General features: G+C 52.9%; 2 protein-coding genes and 1 pseudogene. 1 reads left to right on the top strand and 2 read right to left on the bottom strand.

Annotated features, from left to right (window positions below; all coding sequences use genetic code 11):
* Nucleotides 1-510, bottom strand: a pseudogene (locus tag QZ279_RS12270) (ATP-binding cassette domain-containing protein); the annotation flags it as partial.
* Between the two features lie 222 nt (nucleotides 511-732).
* On the opposite strand from QZ279_RS12270, the gene QZ279_RS12265 reads away from it, so the two are divergent.
* Nucleotides 733-1821 carry a PQQ-dependent sugar dehydrogenase gene (locus QZ279_RS12265; RefSeq protein ID WP_293451264.1) on the top strand — a complete coding sequence of 363 codons (1089 nt, stop codon included), beginning with the start codon at nucleotides 733-735 and terminating at the stop codon, nucleotides 1819-1821.
* A gap of 56 nt (nucleotides 1822-1877) precedes the next feature.
* Here QZ279_RS12265 and QZ279_RS12260 read toward each other — a convergent pair whose 3' ends face one another.
* Nucleotides 1878-2882: a GlxA family transcriptional regulator gene (locus QZ279_RS12260; RefSeq protein WP_293451266.1), complete on the bottom strand. Its 1005-nt coding sequence runs from the start codon at nucleotides 2880-2882 to the stop codon at nucleotides 1878-1880.
* Between the last annotated feature and the right edge of the window lie 28 nt (nucleotides 2883-2910).

Raw genomic sequence — 2910 nt, 5'->3', positions numbered from 1 at the left:
CGATCCGTGCATCGACCATCATGGTACGACCCAGTTCCAACAGCTTTTTCTGCCCACCAGAAAGATTGCCAGCCTTTTCATTGCTCAAATGCGCGATTGTCAGAAAATCGAGGACTTCGTCAGCTTTCGCCGCCAGTGCGCGTTCTTCGTTTGCAATCCGTTTGCGTCCGAACCACGTGTTCCACAGCGTTTCACCCGTTTGTGCGCCAGGCACCATCATAAGGTTCTCGCGACACGTCATCGACGAAAATTCATGGGCAATCTGGAAAGTGCGCAGCAAGCTTTTATGGAATAACTCATGCGGCAGTAGACCGATGATGTCCTCACCTGCCATGAACACGCGACCAGAGGTCGGCTTTAAGACACCCGCGATCATATTGAACAGTGTGGTTTTACCGGCACCGTTCGGACCAACAAGACCCGTGATTGAGCCCTCAGCAATTTCCAAAGATGCACCATAACAGCATGAAAGCCGCCAAAATGCTTATGTAGGTTTTCAACCCTGATCACATTAAATCCCCCCGTCCCAAAGCGTCTTAGCGCGCTCACTTTGATCCACTCTCGCAAATGCGGTGCAAATCGATGCTGCACACAATGCGCAGGGCAAAGTTTTGAAAAGACCTGACGTGGGCGCGTCCTGATAAATTCGGGATCAAATGTGATCTGGAAAGCTGGGGATTACGACATATATCAGACGCAGTCCTGAATCTGTCTTGAACTGGAGCCATATCCATGACCCTAACACGTCGCGCCTTCGCACTTTCAACATTGGCAGCCCCTTTTTTTGCACCCAGTTTACAGGCCGCTTCGAACCTTAAGATCGAAACGATGGCCAACAATCTGGATGCGCCTTGGGCTATCGGGTTCACGCCAGATGGGGTCTTGGTGACAGAACGGGATTGTCGCTTGATTTGGTTCTCGGGTGGGAAACGGCGTGACGTGACGGGCTTGCCAGATATCGCAGCTCAAGGGCAGGGCGGATTGCTGGACATTCTCGTGCCCCGCGATTTCAAAACGTCGCGCACGATCTTTATGACCTACGCAAAACCCCAACGCCACAAGGAAGGCACCGCCGTCGTGCGCGCCAAATTTGATGGTGATAGGGCCAGTCTCAGCGAGGTCACGACAATTTTTGAGATGCGCAAAGGTTCTGGTGGCGGTTTCCACTTCGGCTCGCGCCTCGTTGAAGCACGCGACGGCACGCTCTTCATCTCGATAGGCGATCGCGGCAATGATCAAGAGGCGCAAAACCTACGCACCCATAATGGAACCATCGTGCGCATTGCCAAAGATGGCAGCGCGCCACAGGACAACCCGTTCGTGGGCAAACTCCGCACGCGCGATGAAATCTGGTCTTATGGCCACCGCAACCCCCAAGGCATGACGCTTGATCTGGATGGCAATCTTTGGGCGCATGAACACGGCGCGCAGGGCGGCGATGAAATCAACCGTATCCAAAAAGGGGCAAACTACGGCTGGCCCGTGATCGCTTATGGCAAAAAATACTCCGGTGGCAAAATCGGTGAAGGCACGGCCAAAGACGGCATGGAGCAACCCGAACACTATTGGGATCCCTCAATCGCGCCCTCTGGCTACATGATCTATTCCGGCAAGCTTTGGAACGCATGGCGCAGGCACCATTTTGTCGGCAGCTTGAAATTCGACTACATCGCTCGTCTAACGGGGGCGCCGCTTAAAGAAGTCCAGCAAATCCAGTCCGACGCCACAGCCCGCGTGCGCGACATTCGCGAATCCCCCGACGGTTCAATCTGGTTCCTCTCTGTCGCCAACGGAACCCTGAACCGCATAACCCCATCGTAAAACGGCACAGCTTCATCTTTCTAAATAAACTTACGCCGTAGGCAGCAGGACCTAACCTATATCGATAACCTTGCCGCTTGCGAACCACGCTCGCGGTAGGGGGTCGTGTTGTAGTGCGCACGGTAGCATTTTGAAAAATGCGAAGGCGATGCAAACCCACAGGCCAAGGCCACATTGATCACGCTCATATCCGTCTGCATCAACAAATTACGCGCCTTTTGTAGGCGCAATTCCATATAATAGCGCTTGGGCGAGCGGTTCAAATACCGACGAAACAAACGCTCTAATTGACGCGTTGACATGCCCACATCCTTGGCCAGCACAGAAGGGCTGATCGGCTCTTCAATATTGCTTTCCATCATCTGGATCACCGCACTTAGCTTTGGATGACGCACACCAATGCGTGTCGGCACAGACAGTCGCTGCGTGTCTTGGTCGGTGCGAATAGAGGAATAAATCAATTGATCCGCAACCGCATTGGCAAGCTCTTCACCATGCTCATCTGCGATCAGTTTCAGCATCAAATCAATCGAAGACGTGCCACCAGCCGTAGTCAAGCGGTTCCCATCTACAACAAACACGGATTTGGTCAATTCAATCTCGTCGAATTCCTCCAGAAAACTGTCCTGATTTTCCCAGTGGATCGTCGCACGTTTGCCATCCAGCATCCCAGCCTTGGCCATGCAATAAGATGCGGTGCACAAGCCACCGACGATCAATCCACGGCGCGCTTCACGGCGCAGCCAGTTCAACAACTTTTTGGTCGTCGCGTGTTGGATATTTATGCCACCACAAAGCAGTACGGTGTCATCACGCTGCAGCTCTATAAAATCGGAATTAACACCAAATTTCGTGCCCGCAGAGCAAGACACGGTTTCGCCGCCCTCACCAACCAGCGTCCAGCTATACAGATCTTTGCCCGCCAAACGGTTCGCAATGCGCAAGCTTTCAAGGGCCGCAGAAAAGCTCAACAAGGTAAAGTCGTTGAGCAACACGAACACAAAGCGGCGCGCTTTGTCGGTTTCGGTTACGACCTCTACCTTTACGTCATCTGATATCATCGTCAGGAGTTCCTGTGTAAATTTTGGC

Origin of the sequence: Planktotalea sp., from assembly GCF_018607965.1 — a bacterium.
GTDB lineage: Bacteria > Pseudomonadota > Alphaproteobacteria > Rhodobacterales > Rhodobacteraceae > Planktotalea.
Note: the sequence above shows the minus strand (reverse complement) of the source record. Positions and strands in the feature narration are given on the sequence as shown.